The organism is Undibacterium sp. JH2W, assembly GCF_049340425.1.
Lineage (GTDB): Bacteria > Pseudomonadota > Gammaproteobacteria > Burkholderiales > Burkholderiaceae_D > Undibacterium.
This window is the reverse complement of record NZ_JBMPOT010000011.1, coordinates 244,323-264,777: the sequence shown is the minus strand read 5'-3', so window position 1 is coordinate 264,777 and position 20,455 is coordinate 244,323. Positions and strand designations below refer to the sequence as shown.

Genomic DNA, 20,455 nt, shown 5'->3' with positions numbered 1-20,455 from the left:
TTGCGCCAATACAAGTTTCACCGCTTCTTCCCGCAATTCCGGGGTATATCTTTTTTTCTGTTTCATTATTTCTCCTGATCGTTTATTTTAACAAACAGGAATGTCCGAAAAAGTCAGGATACCTCAGTTTTGTGCACCATGGAAAACAATGACTGATATGTACGCGGAGTCAAGTCAGACATAATATATCGCTCTCGTCGATGTGAAAACTGTTGGATAACCACAATAAGTCACACTGCGCCGGACAGTTGTTTTTGGAAGATATTCGCCAGACACTGGAAACCAACGTCTGGCGATACCTAGGCTTGCACTGTAGTTAAACGCACTTAATGAAGTGTTGCAATGTTATTTGACTGTAATACTTCGTGAATGATGAGTGTTTTTAGCCGTTGCCAGATCCAACATCACTTTCAGGATCCCAAGTGAAAGACATTGGCTTACCGTATACGACAGCAGTGAATGATCCTACAAAAGTAAATCTATGGCTAGGATCACCAGCGCTGTAGTTACTACTTATTGTTACGGTAAAACCAGGGTTAGACGTGCTATTCAATGCGACCTGGTATCCATTATTGGGAATAGGAACACCGTTTACGAACGGGTCATCAATGATTCCATTTTCGATCAATGGATAGGCGTTAACCATGCTGTTTGAAATCGGCGTTGTACTTGGTGGTTGCGGGTAACCATGCTCAACAAAAACATAGGAATAGGTAATTGTGTCACCAGCGACAAAAATGGCACATCCGTTATCAGCGACTGGTGGTAAGGGGGTTATATACTGACCAACACATTGCTTATGCGCGTTGTAATTAAGTTGAAAATTGTAGGCAGCCAATTCTTACTCCTTGTGTGTAAAGTACGTCTTTGATTTGCATAGTGAACAAAAAAATGTTCATTTTTACTGCTTGATTGACACTTGCTTTGCTAAGCTCCATGCCATGAAATAGATATTTCAAGATCAATATAAAAAAACAGCATGCTTTCCCGCTCTCGCAAATACAAACATATAGCAATTCAACGTCCATTGTTAATTACTATTTTTGCGGGTATCGGGCATCTCGTCTCAATTCGAGTAAATCTGGTTCTGATTCAATCAACTTGACGGGATAACCAAGTTCCAATGCTTTGTGTATGGCATTCAATGCAAGCGCTCTATCACCTAGCAATTCATATGCCAGTCCTGCACGAAAGTGTACGTCTGCACTTTTTGGTTCCAAGATCAGAGATTTTTTGACCAAGTCGGCAGACTTCTCTTTATCGCCAACTCGTGCTAAGTAGAGCCCCATACGAGATACTAGCGTAATGTCATTTGGGGATCTTTGCAGTCGCGGTTGTAATAGCTGGATTGCTTTCATATAAGCCGCCAGAGCTTCATTTTTTCGACTTGGTAGCCACAATAAAGTATCTGCTAAATTCGCCCACCCAAAGTAGTTATTTGGATTTCCTTTGTCATTTGAAACTGCTAACTGGAAAGCATCTACTGCAGCCAGATAGTCCCCGCGCACAAATAAAGATTGCCCTAGGTTTGTGTATAACGCTGCACTTGGTCTGATTTGCAGGCCTTGCTGAAGGACTGATAGAGCTTCATCGCTTCTATTCAACCGAACTAATGCAGCATTCAAATTTGCGTATGGAAGGACAGCGTCAGGTTCCATTTTTATCCCGAGCCTGAACGCTTTTTCTGCACCTTCGTAATCACCTTTTAGATACTTTGTCGTGCCTAATTCACTAGCAAACACGGAACTATGTGGAAATTTATGAATGCCAAGCTCTGAAAACTTAATTGCCTCATCGAATCTCCGTAGTTTTCGAAGTACTGTAGCTTTTCCATGCCAAGCAAAGTAATTTTCAGGATCTAACAAAAGTGCACGTTCATGATCTTTGAGTGCTTGTTCACTATTCCCTTTTCGATCCAAAGCGGCTGCATTTGCAACAAAGCTTAGTGCCAACTGCCCGTTCATTTTGACAGCCTGTTGCGCGCTAGCATCGGCTTTTTGTAGCCAAATATCGTCCTGCCCATCAGTGCTAAATCGAAAGCTATAAACAAGCGAAAGCCCTGCAACAGCGGCAGCATTTTTAGGATCATGCTTTAAGACTAATTCGAAATTTTTTGTAGCGTCATCGAGTTTGCCAGGACGGTCAAATTGTTTTAACGCCTCCAGGCCTTGCTTCATGGTCAATGATTCGGAATAAGGCTTCAAGGACATCTTGTCAATTTCAAGATAAGGTACAGCCTGCCAAGCCCCATATCCAATCGCTACGATGATGACGCTGACGATAGCAAAGCGTTTCGGCGAACTCAGTGCCTTCCATCCTTTGCCTGAAACGCTGCTTACATTCCCAGCACCACCTGCTGCCACCAGCACCGGCACACTCACCAACCCACGCAATTGTTCATGCACTTGCTGCATACTGCTCAAACGTTTCTCAGTCTGCCGCGCCGTCATCGCCAGCGCCAGCTTGATCAATTCGGGCTTGCATCCTGGCGGGAATTCCCAGGTATCGGAATTCGATTGCATGAGGGCGGCGGCCAGGGCCAGGCCGCTGGCGTTGGCGAAGGGGCGCTGGCCGCTCAGGGTTTCGTAGAGGATGACGCCGAGGGCGTAGATGTCGCTTTGGGCGTTGGCCGGCTTGCCCATCATGCGTTCTGGTGCCATGTAGGCTATCGTGCCTTGGGGGTCCAGCTGGCTCATGGACGTGGTGGCTTGTGCATCGGTTTTTGATGCGAGGCCAAAGTCGAGTATGCGGACTCTGCCGTCAGGTTCCACCATCAGGTTCGACGGTTTCAGGTCGCCATGGATGAGGCCGCTGGCGTGGGCCTCTTGCATGGCTTCGGCGACCTGGCTGATGATGTTGATGGCTTGCTGTTCTGGCAGCGGTTGTTGCGGGTGTTGCTGCAGCAATTGCTTCAGGGTCAGGCCGGGCACCAGTTCCATGACGATGGACTGACTATTGTCCTCATCTTCAATGGCAAAAATCTTGACGAAGGCGGGGTGCTTGAGTGAGGCTGCCAGGCGGGCTTCCTTGAGTAGATTGCTGGTCTGGGCTGGGCCTCCTGTACCTTCTATGGCTTTGAGCTGTTTGATGGCGACAGGGCGGCAGAGTTTGCTGTCCCAGGCTTCATGGACTTGCCCAAAGCCACCTTCACCCAGACGTTTTTTGAATTCGTAATGTCTGAGGCTGACGCTTTCTTCATTCAAATCAGTAATGCTGCTACTAGCCAGATTGGTATTTTGCATTTGTTTCTTGCATGGTTATTATTTTTGATGCCGAATTTACAAGTGCAGCTATCTATCCACGCGAGATAATTGCTATTCGTAAGTAAATGTAACGGCAATAATACTGCGAACTTTATTACAAAACTGTGTACTCAGAGTGACAAGTAGACCTATTTTATATGTAAATGACATGTTAATTGACAGTAATTTACATGTAAAAAGTCTATGTGCTCAAATTGAGCTTGGGAGCGGGAGCTTGAGTGGTTTTAGTCAGGCTTGATGATGCTGACTTGCCCTTTGAGCATTTCAACCAATTCTGCTTCAAAGCTGGCGGCGAGTTTTTGCTTGAGGCTGATGCTGATGGTGGTGGATTCGGTATAGGCCAGTTCGGTGACACTGGCGGCGAACTTGTCGCCCAGGCGGCGCACATGGGATTCGTCGGCATAGGCGCAGACGATGTCCCATTCAACCATATATTCAACTTCTGTCAGTTCGGCGAGCTTGAAGGCGTCGGAGATGGCCTGGCCATAGGCGCGGGTCAGGCCGCCTGCACCCAGTTTGGTGCCACCCCAGTAGCGCACGACTACGGCCAGCACATTGGTGACATCTTTATGCACCAGCACGTTGTACATGGGTTTGGCAGCCGTGCCTGATGGCTCACCATCGTCATCGAGACCAGAATCGCCAGTGCAGACCAGCGCCCAGCAGACATGCACGGCATCCGGGTGTTGCGCACGTATCTGTGCCAGTTGCTGGCGTGCTTCTGCGCGGCTGTTGAGCGGATAGAGCTGGCCCAGGAAACGGCTTTTCTTGATTTCTATTTCGGCAAAAGCGGGGGCGGCGAGCTGGTACATGGGGTGCTGGTTGGGGGAAAGCCGCTATTTTGGCGGCTAATTGGGTTTGGGTATACATAATCTGTAGCGCCAGGATACTGAGCATGATCTTGATGTCTGATGTACATCAAGCAGTGCCATCCACAAGCGCCTTATCTTTGACCTTTCTTTGACCTTTGTTTTTACCGGAGCAAGAACATGTCTTCCACTACAGATACCGCCTTGAAGCAGGCAGCCAGCCGCGCCTTGCGCCTGATGGATCTGACCAGCCTGAACGAGGACGATACCAGGGAAAAGATCACGGCCCTGTGCAATGCCGCCAGCAGTGAGCAGGGGCAGGTGGCGGCCCTGTGTATTTACCCGCGCTTTATCCCGCATGCAAAAAAGATGCTGCGTGAATTTGCCACGCCAGGCATCAAGCTGGCGACGGTGGTTAATTTTCCTTATGGCGAGGCGGATGTAGAACTCGCTGTGACCGAGACCTGGGCGGCCATTGCCTATGGTGCAGACGAGGTTGACCTGGTTTTCCCTTATGTCGCATTGATGGCGGGTGACACCAGCACCGGGGCAGAGATGGTCAGGGCTTGCAAGGCGGTTTGCGGCGACAAGCTCTTGAAGGTCATCATAGAAAGTGGTGAGCTGAAGACGGATGCCTTAATCCGCGCCGCCAGCCTGATAGCAATCACGGCAGGAGCGGACTTTATCAAGACGTCAACAGGCAAGGTGAATGTCAATGCAACACTGGCAGCAGCCCGGACCATGCTGGCGGTGATTAAGGAAACCGGTGGTCATTGCGGCTTCAAGGCTGCAGGCGGGGTCAGGACAGCTGAAGAAGCTGCTGCTTATCTGGCTCTGGCGGATGAACTCTTGGGCGACGATTGGGTGAGCCCTGCCCATTTTCGCTTTGGCGCTTCCAGCCTATTGAACAATTTGCAGTCTTGTCTGCGCAGCGGACAAGTAGCCCAGGCCATATCAGGATATTGAGATGTTGCTGGTACAAGAGCTGATACGAAAGAAGCGTGCAGGCGAGACTTTGGATCAAACAGAGATACAGGCGCTGGTGACAGGCATGGTGGATGGCAGCATATCAGACGCACAACTGGGGGCGTTTTGCATGGCGACCTGCTTCCAGGGTATGACGGCGGCAGAGGGGGCGGTGCTGACGCTTGCCATGCGTGATTCTGGCAGCGTCTTGCACTGGGATGATATGGATTTGCCTGGTCCGGTGCTGGACAAACATTCTACTGGTGGTGTAGGTGACCTGGTGTCGCTGGTGCTGGCCCCCATGGTGGTGGCATGCGGCGGCTTCGTCCCCATGATCAGCGGGCGTGGCCTTGGTCATACGGGTGGTACGCAAGACAAGCTGGAAGCCATACCTGGTTATTGCACAAGGCCTGATCTGGCGCGCTTTCGCCGTGTGGTCAGGGAGTGCGGCATGGCCATCATAGGCCAGACTGCCGACCTGGCACCAGCTGACAAACGCCTGTATGCGATACGTGATGTGACGGCGACGGTGGATAGCCTGCCTTTGATTACCGCATCCATATTGTCCAAGAAATTTGCCGCCGGGCTGGATGCGCTGGTCATGGATATCAAATGCGGTAATGGCGCGCAGACACCAGCGCTGGGCCAGGCACAGGCATTGGCAAAAAATATCATCGCTACGGCCAATGCGGCGGGCATGGCTTGCTCGGCCTTAATCACTGACATGAGCCAGCCACTGGCTCCCAGTGTCGGCAATGCGCTGGAAATACGCGAGGCGCTGGCATATCTGCGCACTGATACCTGCCCGCAGCGCCTGCATCAGACCGTATTGGCACTGGGGACAGAAATGCTGTTACTGGCTGGCCTGGCAGACAATGTACTGGAAGCCCAGGTGCGCTTGCTGGATGCCCTGCACAGTGGCAAGGCGGCACAAGTGTTTGAGCGGTCTTGCGCGGCATTGGGTGGCCCGGCAGACTTGCTGGATAACTATGCCAGCTATTTGCCCAAGGCGGTCTTGCAACAAGCTGTCTTCGCGCCTGATGGCAAGTATCTCAACAGTATGGATACCCGGGCCATAGGCCTGCTGGCCTTGCAATTAAGTACAACCGCCCAGGGGAAGCCGGATGCCAGCACGGGGCTGAGTCAATTGGCAGAACTGGGGCAGCGCATGGATGCCACTACTCCACTGGCCATCATCCACGCCGCCGATGCCAGTAGCCTGGCACTGGCCAGCCAGCGTTTGCTGGATGCCTGCGGTTTTGATGAAGCTGCCGCAGTACGACCACAACAGGTCAGGCACAGCATGCGTGGCAGCTTGCGCCTGACTACACCAGCCTTGACGACAGTAACAGTATGACTACTCCCCATCTCAATGCCGGTGACGGCGAATTTGCCGACATCGTTTTAATGCCGGGCGACCCCTTGCGCGCCAAGATGATTGCCGAGCACTGGCTCAGCGACGCCCGGTTGGTGAACACGGTACGCAATATGCTGGGCTATACCGGCTGGTATCGTGACTGCAAGATTTCTGTACTTGCACACGGCATGGGCATACCTTCGATCAGCATTTATGCGACTGAGTTGATACGTGAATATGGCGTGAAAAAACTCATCCGGCTGGGTTCTTGCGGTGCCTTGCGGGCAGACATGGAATTGGGCGATGTCATTATTGCCATGGGTGCGAGCACCGATAGCAAGGTCAACCGTATGCGCTTCATGGATCACGATTTCGCAGCAATTGCTGATTACGACTTGCTGGCCAAAGCTGTGCAGACTGCGCATTGCTTGCATAAGTCTGTCAGGGTAGGTAATGTGTTTTCTGCAGACTTGTTTTACAGCGTGCAGCCACCGCTATTCGACATCATGGAAAAAATGCAAATACTGGCGGTGGAAATGGAGTTGGCAGGTTTGTATTCAGTGGCAGCCGAGCATGGTGTGCAAGCGCTGGGTTTGCTGACCGTGGCAGATCACTTGCGCAGCGGTGCCTGCATGACGGCAGAACAAAGGCAAAACAGCTTTAGCGATATGGTGGAAATCGCGCTGGAAAGCTGTTGTACTTAGGATAGACAGCAGATTTAGTCTTATTGAATGACGAAGTTTTCAAAGAAGACATCAGTCACGCCATCGTGCTCTTTCAGCTCCAGGGTCTTGTTGACGCGATCCTTGATTTCTTCCATCAACTGATGCTTGCCTTCCAGGCTTTGCAATTGTTCACCATCCTTACTGCTGAGTAGCAAGATCAGGGTATGCCTGACCTTGGGCATGAACATTTTGATCCTGTCACTGACCTCTGCACTGGCGATTTGCAAGGCCATGCTGAGTTGCAGGTAGCGTTCGGTGCTGGACAGGTTGACGGTGAATGCCTCCAGCTTGGCCGTTGAGGCACCACCAGATGCACTGGCACTGCCGCCAGAATTGGCGCTGGCAAGACCAGCCTGCATGCTGAGCACGAGGCACAGCAAGAAAGGAAATAAGTGTTTTTTCAGCATGAGGTTTATTCCTGCATATCAGTGACCGAGAAGTTCAGGATTGGCACAAAACTGTTCCAACTGTCTGGCACTGAGTAGCCGTACTAAAGTGTTAGCGCCGCTGCCACTCTACCTGCCCTTATCTGTCCAAGCCCTGTTCTATTTATCGCCAGCTTACTGCATTGCAACAAAACATACTGTTAAACAATTTAAAAAAAATAAAAGCATTTACCCAGGATTTTGCCATGTTTTTTGCAATAAGCCTGTCGTGAAATCAAACTTTTGAAATCAAACAGGCTTATGCAAATGGTATGCCGGGGCTTGCGATCAAGCCGCTATGACTTATACGCTCAAAGGTTTGTAACGGATGCGTTTAGGTTTGGCACCTTCTTCACCCAGACGTTTTTTCTTGTCGGCTTCATATTCCTGGTAATTACCATCAAAGAAGCTGACTTGTGAATTGCCTTCAAACGCCAGAATATGGGTGGCGATACGATCCAGGAACCAGCGGTCATGGGAAATGACCATGACGCTGCCGGCAAATTCCAGCAAGGCATCTTCCAGCGCACGCAGGGTTTCCACGTCCAGATCATTTGATGGTTCATCGAGCAGCAAGACATTGCCACCTTGCAGCAGGGTCTTGGCCAGATGCAAACGACCACGCTCACCACCAGACAGGTTGCCAACGATCTTTTGCTGGTCACCGCCCTTGAAGTTGAAACGACCAAGGTAGGCACGCGAAGGCATTTCAAAACGGCCTACGGTCAGGATGTCAGCACCATTGGCCACGTCTTCAAACACGGTCTTGGTATTGCCCAGGTCTTCACGCGACTGGTCTACCAGCGAGATCTTGGCAGTCTGGCCCAGTACGACTTCTCCGCTGTCAGGTGTTTCCAGGCCCTTGATCATCTTGAACAAAGTCGATTTACCGGCACCGTTAGGGCCGATGATGCCGACGATGGCACCAGGAGGAATCTTGAAGCTCAGGTTGTCGATCAGCAGGCGGTCACCAAAGGCTTTGCTGACGTTCTTGAATTCTATGACTTCATTACCCAGACGCTCGGCCACAGGGATGAAAATTTCCTGGGTTTCATTGCGCTTCTGGTATTCATGCTCGCTCATTTCATTGAAGCGGGCCAGACGCGCCTTGCTCTTGGCCTGACGCGCTTTGGGGTTCTGGCGTGACCATTCCAATTCTTTTTGCAGGGCTTTCTGGCGCGCAGATTCGGTCGCTTCTTCCTGCTTCAGGCGGGCTTGTTTCTGATCCAGCCAGGAAGAGTAATTGCCTTTCCAGGGGATGCCATGACCACGATCCAATTCCAAAATCCACTCAGCCGCATTGTCGAGGAAGTAGCGATCATGGGTAATCGCCACGACTGTGCCAGGGAAGCGCAACAGGAATTGTTCCAGCCAGTCGACAGATTCAGCATCCAGATGGTTGGTTGGTTCATCAAGCAAGAGCATGTCTGGCTTGGACAGCAACAATTTGCACAGGGCGACACGGCGTTTTTCACCGCCGGACAAGACGCCTATCTTGGCATCCCAGGCTGGCAGACGCAGTGCGTCGGCAGCCATTTCCAGTTGCAGTTCTACATTGTCGCCTGAAGATGTGGAGATAATCGCTTCCAGACGTGCCTGCTCATTCGCCAGGGCATCAAAGTCAGCGTTTTCTTCAGCGTATGCTGCATACACTTCTTCTAGCTTGGCCTTGGCTTCAAACACTTCGCCCAGCGCAGATTCAACTGCCTGGCGCACGGTTTGTTCCGGGTCGAGTTGCGGCTCTTGCGGCAGGTAACCAATGTTCAGGTTAGGCATGGGCACGGCCTCGCCCTGTATGTCTTTATCTATGCCTGCCATGATTTTCAGCAGGGAAGACTTGCCTGAACCATTCAGACCCAGCACACCTATCTTGGCGCCAGGGAAGAAGGACAGGGAAATATCTTTCAGGATTTGGCGCTTGGGCGGGACGATCTTGCCGACGCGATTCATGGTGTAGACGTAATTAGCCATTTTTCTTGAATTTTCATAGGGAATTGGAATGCCTGCAAGGATACCTCAAGCCAGCCTGCGGCGGAATATTTTGCCAGATTTATGTGGGGCTTGCTGCATGGCACAGAGGGTATGTGGACTTTTAATTCATGGGTAAACAGGAAACCAGATCGTCAAAAAACACATATTTTTGTGCTTTGCACCAAAGTTGATTTAGCTCAAGCCCCTGCTAGCAGTGTGGATTTACACTTTATTCATCACTGTTGAAAAAGGAAATGAAAATGAAAAAGATCGCTTTTATACTCTCTGCAATGACTCTTGCCGCTACCGGCTTTACTGCAACGCAAGCCATGGCGCAAGAGCAAAGCCCTTGGCAAGTGCGTGCCCGTGTCGTCAATATCGCCCCTGCAAATGGGTCTGATCCAGTAGCTGGCATAGGTGCCTCTGACCGTATTACGGTTTCCAGCAAAGAAATTCCTGAAGTGGATGTTAGCTATTTCTTTACACCTAACTGGTCGGCAGAATTGATTTTGACTTACCCGCAAAAACATGATGTCATGCTTGATGGTGCCATCGTTGGCACGTTCAAACATTTGCCACCGACTTTGACTGCGCAATACCATTTTGCGCCTGATTCGAAAATCAATCCTTATGTCGGTGCTGGTATTAACTATACCCGCATTTCTGATGTGAACCTGCTCAAAGGCGCAGGCGGTCTGGAAAACAACAGCTTCGGTCTGGCAATACAGGCTGGCGTTGATTTCAAGCTTGATAAAAACTGGTCTTTGAACCTGGATGTGAAAAAAGTGCAAATCCGTAGCGATGTCACTATCGCTGGCACCAAAGTCAGCGCAGTCAAGATTGATCCATGGCTGGTAGGCGTAGGTGTAGGCTATCGCTTCTGATATAGAGATGCTGGTTGCCTTGTTTTTCACACCGGCACCAGACACCGATAGAATAAAATGAGGTTCCGCTTTCCCCTTTCTTTCAGGAAGGGGATTTTTTATTGGGGCGACACTTTCCCCTCCCCTTTGTCGCCGTGCTAATTCGCACACCTGCGTTCGCTGGCGAACGACATGCCGTCCCATTTTCTCTTTAAATAATTATTAAGTCATTGATTTTAAATGACTTAATTTTATTTTCAAGGCAGGCACGGTGCTTGCAAACCTGATCTGGCAATACACTCAGCTCGGGTTTGGATATGGATCAGGTCATTAGCCAGGACACACTAAAAAAGCGCAAGCGCAAGACCATACTCATGGTTGCTGCTATTGCCATTTCCCTCACAGGTGCAGCCTGGGCTGTCAATCGCATCATCAGCCCTGGTGTCAGCCTGGGTGAAATCCGGGTGGGGGAAGTGCGCGTCGGCGCGATAGACAACACCATCAATGCAGCAGGTGTGGTGGTCCCCGTCCATGAAGAACAATTATCCAGCCCGAATCAATCGCGCATCACAAAAGTCATTGCCAAGGCAGGGCAAAAAGTGCACACCGGTGAATTGCTGATGGTGCTGGATGACCACACCATACGCCTGGCCATCGATAATTTGCGCGAACAGATTTCCCAGCAAGACATCAAGGGCCAGGTGCTGGCAATGGAGATGGACGCCAATCTGAAAAAAATTGCCAGTGAAATTGAATTGCTGGAACTGGATTTACAAAGCAATAAAGTCAAGCTGGCACGCTTTCAAAAACTGGGCGCCATAGGCATCACCTCGGCAGTGGATTTGCAGGCGGCTGAATTGGCCGTCAAGCGTAACGAGGTGCAATTGCGCCAGCATAAAGAGACTCTGACAGATACCCGCCGCACCACGCAAAGCAATATCGAGGCCGGACGTTTGCAAAAATCCATATTTCAAAAGCAGATGGAATTACAGCAAAGGCTGCTGGAGCAAACCCAGGTCAAGGCACCGTTTGACGGGCTGCTGACTTGGATGCTGGCTGATGAAGGCGCCAGCCTCAATACCGGGCAATTGATCGCCAAGGTATCAGAATTGAGTAATTTCAAGGTAGAAGCGACGGTATCCGATTTTTATGCCCGTTACCTCAACCCAGGACAAAAAGTGCGCGTCGAATACAGCGGGCAAATCATGGCTGGCGAAGTGCAAACTATTTTGCCCGAAATACAAAACGGCACGGTGAAACTCATCGTGATACTGGATCAGTCTAACCATCCCTCGCTCAGACATAAACTCAGGGTAGATGTAAATATCATCACCGAACAAAAAGCCCGCAGCCTGGTTGTCGAAAATGGCCCGGCGATCAGTGGCAAGGGCCGGCAGGATGTATATGTGCTGGAAGGTGGCAAGGCAGTCAAACGCAGCGTGGAAATAGGCCTGGGTGACAGCAAGCTGGTTGAAGTATTGCAGGGGGTAAAGGCGGGCGACAGGCTGGTGATTTCAGATATCAGCCATCTCAAGCATTTAAGCAGTTTCAGGGTATCTCAATAAAATTCAACAAAAAATCTAATCAGGAGCAATGATGATCAAACTGGACAATGTCAGCAAAACCTATCAAACCGATAAAGTCGAAACCCTGGCTTTGCGTGATATCAATTTGCATGTAAAAAAGGGAGAGTTCGTCTCTATCATGGGGCCTAGTGGTTGTGGAAAAAGTACCTTGCTGAATTTGATAGGTTTGCTGGACAGACCAGGCAAGGGCAAGATAGAAGTGGATGGGGCCGAGATGAAAGTCTGGCGTGATAAAGAATTGGCCAAGCTGCGCAACCGTACCTTTGGTTTCATATTTCAAAGCTTTCATCTGATCAATGACTTGCGCGTCATCGACAATGTAGAGCTGCCCTTGCTGTATCGCTCTTGCAGCGCCAAAGAGCGCCGCCGTCTGGCCGAAGAAGCACTGGCCAGGGTAGGCCTGTCTGCGCGCATGGACCATTATCCCAATCAATTATCCGGTGGACAGCAGCAAAGGGTGGCAATCGCCCGCGCCATGGTGGGCCGCCCAAGTGTCTTGCTGGCCGATGAACCTACCGGCAACCTGGATAGCCAGATGGGTGCCGAAGTCATGGATATCCTGCTCAAACTCAGCCATGAAGGCACGACCGTGGTCATGGTCACGCATGATGAGCGCCAGGCCAAACAGGGTGGCCGTATCGTCAGGGTATTTGACGGCCAACTGGTGGCTTAGGGGGTAATGTCATGTTAAAGAATTATTTCCAGATCGCCTGCAAAGTGTATATGCGGCGCAAACTGTTTACCGCCATTAACCTGCTATGCATCGTGTTGACCATGGTGGTATTGCTGGTGGTGACGGCTATCTTGCAAACGGCGTTTTATCCCAAGGGTGTGGAAGGTAAGAGCGAGCGTTTTTTGCAAATCAATACCGTCATGCAAGTCAGCAAGAACGGTACGATGAGAACTCCCTTGGGCTATAAAGTCATAGACCAGTATTTGCGCAAGATGAAAACGGTGGAAAAGGTGGCCGGGGTGACCGGGCCTGAATCTGTTTCCGTTTATCAAAAAGATAGTGTCAATGAAATCATGATGCGCCGTGCAGATGCCGAGTATTGGCAGATACTGGACTTCAAGGTCTTGTCAGGACGAGTGCCGAGCGAAGACGATGTCAAGCAGGGGCGTTTTGTGGCAGTGATAAATGAGAGTACAGCAAAGAAATTGTTTGGGACTGAAGCCGCCGTGGGAAAGAAAATCAATACCGGCGGTCAGCAGTTTGAAATTATCGGCGTCGTCGAAGACGCATTGCACCTGAACGCTTATTCTGACCTGTGGGTACCGGTCACTACTTTTCCAAGTTCAGAATACCGCGAGCAATATGCAGGGAATTTCAATGCCCTTCTAATGGGTAAGAGTGCTGCAGATCTGCCCTTGATCAAGGATGAGCTACTGCAACTGGTCAAGCAGATCAATGCCGATGACCCCAAACATTGGGAGCATACCTATATCTGGGCGGATGGCAAACTGGATTTCTTTGCCAGGGGCTTGTTGAATCGTGATGACATGGCCGATTCTGGAGCGCCCATGTTTGTCGGCGGCATCATGCTCGCCATGCTGCTGTTCATGCTATTACCTGCCTTGAATCTGGTCAACCTGAACTCCGGGCGCATCATGGAAAGAGCTGCCGAGATTGGTGTACGCAAGGCTTTTGGTGCAAGTAACCGTGAGCTGGTCAAGCAATTCGTCATGGAAAATATCCTGCTTTGCCTGCTGGGTGGCATCGTCGGGCTGATACTCACCAAACTGACCCTGATCTGGCTCAGTAATGCTGATCTGGTGCCCTATATGAAAGTGGAGTTGAGTTTCATGGTGTTTGCCTATGGTTTTGCCATCGCCATCGTATTTGGCATCTTGTCTGGTGTCATTCCGGCATGGAAAATGTCACGGCTTGATCCTGTGCTCGCCTTGAAAGGAGCTGCATAATGTTTTTCCATATACTCAAACCTATCTGGAAGCGTAAGTTCAAGAATTTATTATTGAGCCTGGAAATTCTGCTGGCATTTTGTGTGGTATTCGGACTGGCCTTGATGAGCGCGCGCTATTTTCAGTTGTATCACTTGCCGACAGGCTTTGCCTATCAGGATGTCTGGTCAGTCAGCATGCTGGGTGCAGGTACAGCTGATACCAAGAACGATGCCCGGGTAACTGAAAATTTCCAGCGCAGCCTGGCGGCCATGCCCGAGGTAGTGCAAGTTGGTTTTATTACTCACTCACCTTATAGCAACGCGACCTGGACTACGGATTTTTATCTGCCTGATAGTAATTTCAGGTATTCCGTCCATATGGCAGAAATGGCAGATGAAACACCAGGGCTGTTAAAAATGAAATTGCTGGAAGGGCGCTGGTTTTCCAGTGAGGACGAGGGGAGGGCAGAAAAAGCCGTTGTTATCAATAAAAAAATGGCAGAGATGATGTTTCCCGGCAAGAGCCCGCTAGGACAAGTGATTGCCGACACTGAGTCTGGCGGGAAAAATATCAAGCTGTTCCGTGTCACGGGTGTATTCGAAGATTATCGCAATAAAGGCGAGTTCATGGCACCCACCACATTTGCCATCATGCGTTATTCCAAGACTACCGGAGAGAAACGCCTGGAAACTGCACTGGTCAAAGTCAAGCCCGGTACAGCGCGTGCCTTTGAAGAAAAACTGCATCAGCAATTGAAACTCATACGCAGTGACTGGGGTTATAAAATTTCACCTTTGGCAGATATGCGTCAATCCAAGATGACAGAGGACACCATACCTTTGGTGATCCTGGCAGTCATGGCGGTTTTCCTGCTCATCATGGTGGGCTTTGGCTTGTTTGGCGTACTTTGGCAAAATACTACGCAACGCATACCAGAAATTGGTTTGCGCCGGGCTATCGGTGCGCATAGCGGGCATATCTACCAGCAAATCGTGACTGAGCAATTATTGCTGAGTTCCATCGCCATGCTGGTGGGGATGGTATTGTTGATACAACTACCTTTGACTGGCGTCCTGGGAGAGTCCATCAATTGGCCTATCTTCATGACAGCCACTGCGATTTCCATGGCTGTCATTTATGCTATCTCTACGCTTTGCGCGCTTTATCCCGCCTGGCGGGCCAGTCGCCTGAGCCCTACTGAAGCATTGCACTATGAATAAAATATTTTAGCCCTGAATTCAGGCTAAAACGTTTAAGATAGCCCCTCAAGGCAATCACAGCATTTACACCTGCAGGTGTAAATGCTGTATTCCTGTTCCCACTCACTGCAATAGATAAGGCCATGCCAGAAGCTTTAGCAATCCCACGTATCCTGATCATAGATGACGACAGCTCGGTGCTGGTGTCGCTGGCCTTGCTGTTGAAACAATCAGGTTATGCCAGCGTCAGTTGCGATGAGCCGCAGCAAGCCATGCAGATACTGGCTAGCCAGGAGATAGACCTGGTTTTGCAGGACATGAATTTTTCTCTGCAAACCACAGGTGAAGAGGGCCTGACACTGCTGGCCGACATCAAGCGTCTTTATCCAGCCTTGCCAGTTTTGTTGATGACAGCCTGGGGTTCGATCGCCCTGGCCGTACGTGGCGTTAAACTGGGGGCGGCAGATTTTTTTACCAAGCCCTGGAGTAATACCCAGTTGCAGGAATTAGTCAGCGCTACCCTGGATGTGGCGCAAGGAGCCATGCCTGGCAATGCCAGCCGCCAGGCATTGGACCAGCAATACAATTTCAATGACATCATCGGCGAACATCCCGAATTGCTGAAGGTATTGGCCACCATAGGGCGGGTTGCCAGGACCAATGCCTCAGTCCTTATCCTGGGTGAGAGCGGCACAGGCAAGGAATTGATTGCAGATGCCATACACCGCAATAGCCCGCGTGCAGGCAAGCCCATCGTCAAGGTCAATATGGGGGCGGTAACGACCAGCTTGTTTGAAAGCGAAATGTTTGGTCATGTCCGCGGTGCTTTCACGGATGCCAAAAGCGATCGCAAAGGCCATTTCGCCATGGCTAACCAGGGTAGTTTATTCCTCGATGAGATAGGCGAATTGAATCGCAATGACCAAGTCAAGCTGTTGCGGGTATTGCAAAACCAGAGTTATCAGGCGGTAGGTGCCAGCAAGACTGAGCAGGCTGATGTACGTATTATCTCGGCCACCAATCGTGAACTGGCTGAACTGGTCGCCACGAATGAGTTTCGTGAAGATCTGTATTACCGCTTAAACCTGATTACCATACGCCTGCCCCCCTTGCGTGAACGCCGCAGTGACATCCCTCTATTGGCCAATCGCCTGATGGCGGCCCTGGTCAGTAGTTATGGCATGCAGGCAGTCAGCCTGGCACCGTCGGCCTTGCACTGGCTGAGTAGTCGTAGCTGGCCTGGCAATATACGCCAGCTCAAACAATGCCTGGAACGCACTTTGCTCCTGGTCGATAAACCGGTGCTGGAGCAAAACGACTTTTTATTTGCTGAACAGCATGAAGAAGCACAAGGCCAGAACCTGAGTATCGCTGGCATGACGCTGGACCAGGTAGAAAAACTCATGATAGAAAAAGCCATGGAGCAGCATCAGGGCAATATCACCCGCGTGGCCAAGGCCCTGGGCTTGAGCAGGTTTGCCTTGTACAGGCGCCTGGAAAAACATCAGATCAGCAGCAATGAAGTCGATGCGCAAGGTCAGCAATGAGCCTGAAGCGACGTTTGCTGGCTTATTTGTTTGTTATTCATGGGATTTTCCTGGTACTGGCTTTCAGTTGTTATCTGAGCCAGCCCTTGCTCATTGTCGGTTTTGAGCTGGGTCTGGCTTGCAGCCTGGCTCTGGGTATTTATCTGGTCAATAAAGTCTTGCAACCTTTGGACTTTGCCCAGCAATTCCATGATCTTTTGCAAGATGAAAATTATGCCAGCCGCATCAAGCAAGACAGCAATAAGGAAATAAATGAACTGGTTGTCCTGTTCAACCGCATGCTGGAAGCGCTCTACAAAGAGAGACTGGAACTAGGCGAGCAACGCGGTTTTCTCGACCGCTTGCTGGAGGCAACACCAACGGCAGTCATCGTCTTTGATTTCGATGGCAAGATCAGCCTGATGAATGCCAGTGCCCAAGACTTGCTGGGTGTGACAGAAATTGCCAGGCTCAGCCTGCCTGAATTATTGCAGGACCATGCAATAGCGGGCAAGCGTGAATTGCTGGGCAGTTTGCATGATTTGTTGCCTGGCGAGAGTACGGTATATAGCGATACAGAAGGCAGGCGTTATCGCTGCCAGAGAAATCAATTTACCGACCGCGGTTTCAAGCGCGATTTTTTATTGATAGATGAGATCACGGCTGAACTCGCCAGCTCGGAAAAAGCCACCTACGAAAAACTCATACGCGTACTCGCGCATGAGGTCAATAATACCGTGGCTGCAACGGGCTCGGTGCTCGAATCACTGTTGTTTTACAGCGGGCAATTACAGGCAGAAGATAGTCATGATTTTGTCACTGCCATCACTGCCGTCAGGAAGAGAAATGGCAATCTTGGTGAATTCATAGAGCGATTCACTCGCGTCGTCAAAATGCCTGAACCTGAATTGAAACCACATGATCTGGCAGCCATGCTGGACGGCATCATTTACTTGTATCGCCAGCAATGCAATGAGCTTGGTATCAGCTTCTACTGGAAAGTCCGTGAGGATATACCACTGCAAATGCTGGATGGACATTTGATGGAACAGGCTTTATTAAATATCGTCAAGAATGCGATTGAAGCTGTAGAAACCTCAGTCAAACTTGGCTTGCAAGAGACTGGGTACGTCAGCATCGAACTCAGGCGGGATATTCACACGCAACGGGCCATCATATTGTCTATCAGGGACTCTGCCAATCTTTTGTCAGAGGTGCCGCATGGGCAATTGTTCACACCTTTCTTCACGACCAAGAAAGGTGGGCAAGGCATAGGCCTGATGTTTGTGCGTGAAGTCCTGAACCGGCACGGCTATGGCCATAAGCTCATGGCAAATGCGCAGGGTGAGACCAGTTTTGATATCCTTATTGATGGCTAATTCAGAAAACTTCTAGCCTCATACGCAAATCTTCTATACGTCCTATAATGCAGCTCCATTCGGCGCATTCTGCCAACTATTTAGGAGATTTCCATGTCTATTTCCATGTACGCTGCCTCTGTTCCCGTGTTTAACCAGATGCTTGATAGCCTCAGTGATGTCCTGAAAAAAGCTGAAGCGCATGCAACAGCCAAGAATATTCCGGCGGAAAATTTCTTGCAGGCACGTTTATTTCCTGACATGCTGGCGCTGACACGTCAGGTACAGATCGCCGCTGATTTTGCCAAAGGCGTAACCGGCCGTCTGGCACAAGTTGAATTACCAGCATACGAAGACAATGAACAGACTTTTGCCGAATTGCAAGAACGCATTGCCAAGACCAAGGCTTTCATCGCGACCCTGGATGCATCCAAATTTGAAGGCAGCGAAACCCGCAACATCGTCTTGCGCCCAGGTACACCGAAAGAACAGACTTTCACCGGTCAGGCTTATTTGCTCAACTATGGCTTGCCCCAGTTCTTTTTCCATGTGACGACGGCGTACGCCTTGTTCCGTCATAACGGTGTGGAAATTGGTAAAAAAGATTTTATGGGTTTGCGTTGATTTAGTCTTGTAGATTGAGTTCACCTCGTAGGTTGGGCTACGGTTTACCAGCCCAACACTCAGCGTTTAAATAACGTATACGTTTGTTGAGGCCCAGTGTTGGGCTGATGAAGCGTAGCATGCGACGCCCGGCCCAACCTACGAATCTTAAGCAGTAACAGCAAAACCCTGCACAGACTTCTTCAGCCGCAAATTAAACACCAGCAAGGCCACAGAAGTAATCACACCTATCCCGCCAAACAAACTCCACATCAGCATGGGTTGATGCATTTGCCGTGCCAGTACGGTGTACGACCATCCCGACAATAGTCCGGCGAACAAATTACCTAGTGCCATGGAAACAAAGTAATAGCCCATGAACATGGCGGTTTTTCTTTTTGGGGCAATGGCTGCCACATATTCCTGGCTCTTGGGTGAGGCGATCATTTCTCCCAGGGCAAATACAAAGACAGCCATGCAAACGCTGACGCCACCAAATAGCAAGGCATGCGAGAGGCCCGTCATCCACAGGCTGAGGCTTAATACCAGCGTGCCCATGACCAGTACCGGCAAGGCTTTCCAGCGCTGCACATAAGTGCTGATGATGATCTGCAAGAGTACGACAGCGCCAAAATCCAGGTTGACGATGTATTCAGGATTGACCTGGCGGTAGGCCTGGCCCCAGTCAACGGCTAATTGCGCGGCACTGATCTTGCCTGCATGCAGGGCCTGCAAGCCAGACTGTAATTGTTCCAGTGGCGGCATGACTTTGTAGTTCACCAGTTCCAGCCGCAATTGCTCCAGTAACTGGGTATCTGCATAGGGGCCCAGTTTGGCGGCCAGGCCGGGCAAGATGTTCGTCAATTGTTCTATATTCACTGCTGCCAGAAAGTTCAGGGCAGCCGGACTGAGCTTGCCTATCAGCAGGACCAGGTCGGTGGTATCGACAAAGTCACGGATATACAAGGGCATGGTGATAAAGACCTGGTTATAGATAGTCCAGAAGCCTGTCATGATGAGCAGGTAAATGACGAACTGTGCATTGCCTATGCGTATGCCTTGTTGATACCAGTGCTGCTGGTGACCGGATTTGTTGAGGGCACTCCACAGCAGATTGATACCCAGCCAGGCAGCCATTGCGATGAAATATTGTGCATAACTGATGCCGCCTTTGGCCGCGATCATGATACCGATGATGGCAGGTACGACCAGTAGGGCCAGTCTGCCATTGCCCAGCACTTCCTGGGTTTCCAGTAAGACCTGCTGCAAGCTGCGCTGATCGGCACCGCCTTCGTGGTGCTCACCATCCTTGTAGAGGAAGATTGCCGGTATGAAGTTCAGCAAAATCCACAACGAGGACATCAGAAACACCATGTCCCAGCTGATGGCCCTGACATAACCAGCCACCAGTGGCCCCAGGAAGCCACCGACATTGACCATGGTATAAAACACGCCAAAACCCAGGCCGCGGTTGCTATCGTCGGTAGTGCGTCCTATGGTGCCGACTACCACGGGTTTGAAGCAGGCTGCACCTATGGCGACCGCCAGGAAGGCCGCACAAAAACTCCAGAAACCATGCACCTGGCCCAGCAGGAAGTAAGCCGGGCACATGATGCTAAAGGCAATCAGGAACATGCGGCGATAACCATAGCGGTCAGCCAGTGCACCGGTAATCACTGGCAACAGATACAGCAGGAAGGGGATCATGCCCTGCAAGAAGCCACGCTCCTGGTCATTCAAGCCCAGGCCACCCTGCGACACCGGGCTGGTCATGTAAAGAGAGGACAGGGTAAAGAAACCATACCAGGCCAGGCGTTCAAAAATTTCCATGCTATTGGCCACATAGAAATTTTTATGGAAGGGGCTGCGGCCCGAAGAAAGTGGGGTAGTGGACATGATGAA

17 protein-coding genes are annotated in these 20,455 nt (G+C 50.5%); 11 read left to right on the top strand and 6 right to left on the bottom strand.

Annotated elements, in window-relative coordinates; translation table 11 throughout:
* Positions 1-382: 382 nt before the first annotated feature.
* The 3 genes from ACO0LC_RS18470 to ACO0LC_RS18460 form a co-directional block, all read right to left on the bottom strand.
* Positions 383-838 carry a hypothetical protein gene (locus ACO0LC_RS18470; protein ID WP_423005728.1) on the bottom strand — a complete coding sequence of 152 codons (456 nt, stop codon included), beginning with the start codon at positions 836-838 and terminating at the stop codon, positions 383-385.
* Between the two features lie 199 nt (positions 839-1,037).
* Complete coding sequence (locus ACO0LC_RS18465; protein WP_423005726.1) at positions 1,038-3,242, bottom strand: protein kinase domain-containing protein; 2,205 nt, start codon at positions 3,240-3,242, stop codon at positions 1,038-1,040.
* Positions 3,243-3,487: 245 nt separating this feature from the next.
* A complete protein-coding gene (locus tag ACO0LC_RS18460; protein ID WP_423005724.1) occupies positions 3,488-4,075 on the bottom strand; it encodes an IMPACT family protein in 588 nt (195 codons plus the stop codon).
* A 177-nt stretch (positions 4,076-4,252) separates the two neighbouring features.
* On the opposite strand from ACO0LC_RS18460, the gene deoC reads away from it, so the two are divergent.
* From deoC to deoD, 3 genes are read left to right on the top strand one after another with little or no spacing between them, the layout of a single operon-like run.
* Entirely contained in the window at positions 4,253-5,038 is a 786-nt protein-coding gene (gene deoC, locus ACO0LC_RS18455) for a deoxyribose-phosphate aldolase (protein WP_423005722.1), read from the top strand.
* Between the two features lies 1 nt (position 5,039).
* Positions 5,040-6,395 (top strand): thymidine phosphorylase, encoded by a 1,356-nt coding sequence (locus ACO0LC_RS18450; RefSeq protein ID WP_423005720.1) that lies wholly within the window; start codon positions 5,040-5,042, stop codon positions 6,393-6,395.
* Entirely contained in the window at positions 6,392-7,099 is a 708-nt protein-coding gene (deoD, locus tag ACO0LC_RS18445; RefSeq protein ID WP_423005718.1) for a purine-nucleoside phosphorylase, read from the top strand. The genes ACO0LC_RS18450 and deoD overlap by 4 nt, the downstream gene beginning before the upstream one ends.
* 20 nt (positions 7,100-7,119) lie before the next feature.
* On the opposite strand, the gene ACO0LC_RS18440 is transcribed toward deoD, so the two are convergent.
* Positions 7,120-7,527, bottom strand: coding sequence for a flagellar basal body-associated FliL family protein (locus tag ACO0LC_RS18440; RefSeq protein WP_423005716.1), 408 nt, complete (start codon positions 7,525-7,527; stop codon positions 7,120-7,122).
* Between the two features lie 321 nt (positions 7,528-7,848).
* Positions 7,849-9,516, bottom strand: a complete 1,668-nt coding sequence (ettA, locus tag ACO0LC_RS18435; protein WP_423005714.1) for an energy-dependent translational throttle protein EttA — start codon at positions 9,514-9,516, stop codon at positions 7,849-7,851.
* Positions 9,517-9,776: 260 nt separating this feature from the next.
* On the opposite strand from ettA, the gene ACO0LC_RS18430 reads away from it, so the two are divergent.
* The 8 genes from ACO0LC_RS18430 to ACO0LC_RS18395 all read left to right on the top strand — a co-directional run bounded on the left by ACO0LC_RS18430 (position 9,777) and on the right by ACO0LC_RS18395 (position 18,574).
* Positions 9,777-10,400 (top strand): OmpW/AlkL family protein, encoded by a 624-nt coding sequence (locus ACO0LC_RS18430; RefSeq protein WP_423005712.1) that lies wholly within the window; start codon positions 9,777-9,779, stop codon positions 10,398-10,400.
* Positions 10,401-10,696: 296 nt separating this feature from the next.
* Positions 10,697-11,944 carry an efflux RND transporter periplasmic adaptor subunit gene (locus ACO0LC_RS18425; RefSeq protein WP_423005710.1) on the top strand — a complete coding sequence of 416 codons (1,248 nt, stop codon included), beginning with the start codon at positions 10,697-10,699 and terminating at the stop codon, positions 11,942-11,944.
* Positions 11,945-11,975: 31 nt separating this feature from the next.
* A complete protein-coding gene (locus ACO0LC_RS18420; protein WP_423005708.1) occupies positions 11,976-12,638 on the top strand; it encodes an ABC transporter ATP-binding protein in 663 nt (220 codons plus the stop codon).
* Positions 12,639-12,649: 11 nt separating this feature from the next.
* Positions 12,650-13,885 (top strand): ABC transporter permease, encoded by a 1,236-nt coding sequence (locus tag ACO0LC_RS18415; protein WP_423005706.1) that lies wholly within the window; start codon positions 12,650-12,652, stop codon positions 13,883-13,885.
* Positions 13,885-15,087 (top strand): ABC transporter permease, encoded by a 1,203-nt coding sequence (locus ACO0LC_RS18410; protein WP_423005704.1) that lies wholly within the window; start codon positions 13,885-13,887, stop codon positions 15,085-15,087. The genes ACO0LC_RS18415 and ACO0LC_RS18410 overlap by 1 nt, the downstream gene beginning before the upstream one ends.
* A 122-nt stretch (positions 15,088-15,209) precedes the next feature.
* Positions 15,210-16,613: a sigma-54-dependent transcriptional regulator gene (locus ACO0LC_RS18405; protein WP_423005702.1), complete on the top strand. Its 1,404-nt coding sequence runs from the start codon at positions 15,210-15,212 to the stop codon at positions 16,611-16,613.
* Positions 16,610-17,971, top strand: coding sequence for a sensor histidine kinase (locus ACO0LC_RS18400; RefSeq protein WP_423005700.1), 1,362 nt, complete (start codon positions 16,610-16,612; stop codon positions 17,969-17,971). The genes ACO0LC_RS18405 and ACO0LC_RS18400 overlap by 4 nt, the downstream gene beginning before the upstream one ends.
* A 93-nt stretch (positions 17,972-18,064) precedes the next feature.
* The gene (locus ACO0LC_RS18395; protein WP_423005698.1) at positions 18,065-18,574 is read left to right on the top strand and encodes a DUF1993 domain-containing protein; all 510 of its coding nucleotides are present in this window, start codon (positions 18,065-18,067) and stop codon (positions 18,572-18,574) included.
* A 147-nt stretch (positions 18,575-18,721) separates the two neighbouring features.
* Here ACO0LC_RS18395 and ACO0LC_RS18390 read toward each other — a convergent pair whose 3' ends face one another.
* The gene (locus ACO0LC_RS18390) at positions 18,722-20,449 is read right to left on the bottom strand and encodes an MFS transporter (protein WP_423005696.1); all 1,728 of its coding nucleotides are present in this window, start codon (positions 20,447-20,449) and stop codon (positions 18,722-18,724) included.
* Positions 20,450-20,455: the final 6 nt, after the last annotated feature.